This is a genomic window from Kitasatospora sp. NPDC058406, assembly GCF_042722765.1.
Classification (GTDB): domain Bacteria; phylum Actinomycetota; class Actinomycetes; order Streptomycetales; family Streptomycetaceae; genus Kitasatospora.
The window spans coordinates 1-3,486 of the sequence record NZ_JBHXKE010000440.1 but is presented as its reverse complement, the minus strand read 5'-3'; the positions used below and the strand labels follow the sequence as shown (position 1 = coordinate 3,486).

The following is a 3,486-nucleotide window of genomic DNA, read 5'->3' as shown; positions in this document are numbered from 1 at the left end:
CGCTTCGCGCCAGCCCAGCCGCGCGGTCGCAAGGTCAACCCGTCTGTGGGGCTCGTATATGTGTATAACCCCCAGGTCCGGGTCGGGGCCCGGCCCAGAGCCCTGCCACCGGGGATTCCCCGGTCCCGGGAACGGGGGACGCCCTCGGAGTCGCCGGCCCGCCGCCCGAGCGGTCCGCCCGCCCGAATCCCCGGCCGGGGTGACGGAGCGACGCGGGCCGACAGCACCTGCCCGACGGCCTCCGGCAGCCCGGCCGCCTTCAGCGTGGGCCGGTAGCCGGGCTCGGCCCACGGACGGCCGTGGTGCAGCCAGACGCTGTGCAGGCCGGCCAGCTCGGCCCCGGCGATGTCGGCGGGGGCGTGGTCCCCGATCATCCAGGTGTGGCTGGCCCAGTCGCCGATCGGTGCGATGCCGCACCGCTGCGCGGCGATCTCGAAGATCAGCGGGTCCGGTTTGAGGCAGTCCGCCTCCTCGGAGATCACCCAGCCGTCGACCAGCGGACCGAGTCCGGTCCGGCGGATCTTCTCCAGCTGCGGCCCCGTGCCGCCGTTGCTGACGATCCCGAGCGTCCACCCGGCGGCCCGCGCCGCCCGCAGCGCGTCGATGTTGCGGGACGGGCAGTGGATGTGGGAGTTGATGCCGCGCCGGTAGTGGGCGAGAAGGCGGTCGAGTGACTCGTCCAGTCCGTAGCGGCGGCGGGCGGCGGACAGTACGGTGCTGCGCGGTACGTAGCCGCCGCCGTCGATGGTGGAGAGCCAGTCGACGTCGCCGGGCGGCAGCCCTCGTTCGGTCAGGAATTCCTGAGCCCAGGCCCGGAAAGCGGCGTCCCTGGGGAGCAGCGTGTTGTCGAGGTCGAGCAGGAGCAGGGGCATGCCGAGCATGGTGCCAGCGGCCGTGCCTATGCACCTGGCAAATGCCAGACGGCGTCGCGAACCCGTGCGAAATGGCCGAAACGGGGGCTCGGTGCCACACTCCCGGGGCGGCTGCGTCAGGTGGGGCTCGCCCTACGGGCCCCGGACGACCCGCCGCGGGCCCGCCGCGCGGTGATCGGGCGGCAACGGATCGTCATCGATCCATGACAGTCCGGTCACGGTGTCCCGGTGGCCTGTTGCGCCGCCCGGCCCGCTCCGTCAAGCTCCAGGGAACCTCTGTCGCCGGAGGGGCGCGTCAGCGTGCCCGGGGGCGTACGGCCGACGGGGGTTACATCCCCCGTTCGCGGGAACAGTGTCGCCCCGAGGTCTTGTGGCTGGGCCGAGTCCCCGGCCCGTCGTACTCTGAAAGGAACAGGTCACCAACGGTGGTGCGCGGCGCAGACCGACGTCGTCCCCTGGGCGGGCCTGCTGCTCGGGCAGCGATGTCCTCTCCTGTCAGCCCATCCCCTTCGAAGAGCCTTGTGCCATGGCTGGTTCTGAGTCCTTCCGACCGGTGGAGCCGGATGCGGACGTCCGGAGCAGTGGCCTCACCCGGCCCCTCCGCAACATCGTGCGCCGAGGCCGCCCCGGCTCGGGTTCCCGCCACCGGCGGGACGAGCACCGCGACGACCGCGCGGAGCCCCCGGTGACGGGCCGCCCCGGTCCGGGCGCCGACCGGCCGAGCGCCTCCGGCCCCACCCGCGCCGTCGGAGAACCGGCGGTCCGGCCGGCGTCCTCGCGTTCCTGCGACCCCGCCTTCCGTCACGGTGTGGTGGTGGGTTTCGACGGTTCGCTGTCGAGCGAGCGCGCCCTCGCCTACGCGGTGGGCATGGCCCGCCGCTCCCAGTGCGGACTGGTGATCGTGCACGTGGCCAACCGCCTGCCGGCCACCGTCTGGGCGGGCTGTGAACCGCCGGTCTTCGTCGACCTCCCCGACCACCGGACCGAGGTGCTCGGCCTGGAGCTCGCCTGCGCGGACTTCCTCGCCGGCGTCCCCTGGGTCCTGGTCGAACGGGGCGGCGACATCTGCCACGAGATCGAGGAGGTCGGCCGTGAGTACGCCGCCGACGCCATCGTGGTCGGCAGCACGCACGGCCTGCTCGGCAAGATCTTCGGATCCGTGTCGGGTCGCCTCGCCCGCCGGGCCAACCGTCCGGTGATCGTGATCCCCTGACGATTCGCCGGCTACGGCGTGGCGGGCCTGCCGCTGGGCCGAACGTGTCACCCCTGCCGGTGGGTCGGTACCGCGCTCCCGCCCGGCCGGGAAGCGCGGTGCGAAGAATGACAAGGTGATCAATCGGCCCACTCCGCCCGATTCCGGGCCGCCCGGACGTCCTCTCCGTCGTGCTCCCCGCCGTGTCACCGCCCTCCTCGTCCTGTCGGCCGCTGTGCCGGCACTCCTGCCGCTCGCGCTCCTCGCCGACGCCCCCGGGGCGTCGGCGCTCAGCCCGGCGGGCGGAGAAGCCCGTGGCGCGGTGCGGCTGGAGGTCCGCACCAACGGGGCCACCGGCACCGGGGTCCGGGTCCGGTCCGGCGAACAGCTGCTCCGGGTCTACCGGCTGGCGAACCAGGCGGAGTACCCGCTGACCGTCTCGGTCCTGAAGGACGCCCAGGTCTCCGGGGCCGCGGTGGTCTGCGGCGGGCAGCAGCCGTTCGTGCTCCCCGCCCTCGGTGTCGTCGAGTGCTCGGCCACCCTGCCGGCGCAGAGCGGTCAACAGCGGGCCGTCGTCCGCGTCGAGGCGGACGCTCCGAAGGGCCTCCCCAAGGCCGTCGTGACCGCGGAGGCCGGCTATCTCGGACTGGTCGCCGGGCTGACGCTGGCCCGGGTCGGCGTTCCGGCGGGCACGGGTGTGGTGACCCGTTCCGCAGCCCGTTCCGCAGCCCGTTCCGTCGCCCGTTCCGTCGCCCGTTCCGTCGTGCCGCCCGGGGACCGGGATGCGGTGGCCGACGGAGCCCTCCCGCCGGCTGGTCCGGCCTCCTCTCCCGAGCGGCTTCCCGGGCGTCGCGTCACCGTGGCACGGGTGGGCGGAGACGTCCTGCTGAGGTACCGGGTGGACGCGGTCGGGGACTCGCCGGTCAGCGCGGTCAGCGTGGTGGACCTCCTCCCCGGGGTGGGGCAGGTCAGCTGTCTCGGCCAGTCCGCGGCCGGTCTGCTGGAGCCGGGCCGGCCGTTGGACTGCACCGCCTCGGGCGAGGCCCGGCCCGGCAGGCACTCCGCCGTGGCCCGGGCCGAGGGCCTGGCAGCGGACGGGGCGGTCGGCCAGGACGGGCGCCCGCTGGCTCCCCGCCCGCTCGCGGCGGAGGCACCGGGGGAATACGAGGGCGAGGGCCCGGCTCCGGCCGCCCAACCGGGTACGCCCGCCCAGCCCGGGGCGGCAGCCCCGCCCGGCACGGCCGGCAATCCGGCGCCGCCGGGTACCGGCGGCGCTCCCGCTGCTCCAGGTGCTCCAGCCGTTCCCGGTGGAGCGGTGGCCGGGGCAGCGGCCCCCGGGGCGGTCAACCCGGCGGTCGCGCCCCCGGCGGCCGGTGCCGCAGCGGCAGCCGCTGCCGCCGCGAACGCTCCGCCGCCCAACCC

2 protein-coding genes and 1 pseudogene are annotated in these 3,486 nt (G+C 75.2%); 2 read left to right on the top strand and 1 reads right to left on the bottom strand.

Annotated elements, in window-relative coordinates:
* A partial coding sequence (locus tag ACFWOG_RS40160; protein WP_380364624.1) for an HAD family hydrolase occupies positions 1-872 on the bottom strand: 872 nt, incomplete at its 3' end.
* 685 nt (positions 873-1,557) lie between these two features.
* Here ACFWOG_RS40160 and ACFWOG_RS40155 point away from each other — a divergent pair.
* Both ACFWOG_RS40155 and ACFWOG_RS40150 read left to right on the top strand, forming a co-directional pair.
* Positions 1,558-2,085, top strand: a complete 528-nt coding sequence (locus ACFWOG_RS40155; RefSeq protein ID WP_380364626.1) for a universal stress protein — start codon at positions 1,558-1,560, stop codon at positions 2,083-2,085.
* Positions 2,086-2,299: 214 nt separating this feature from the next.
* Positions 2,300-3,486 (top strand): annotated as a pseudogene (locus ACFWOG_RS40150) (hypothetical protein); the annotation flags it as partial.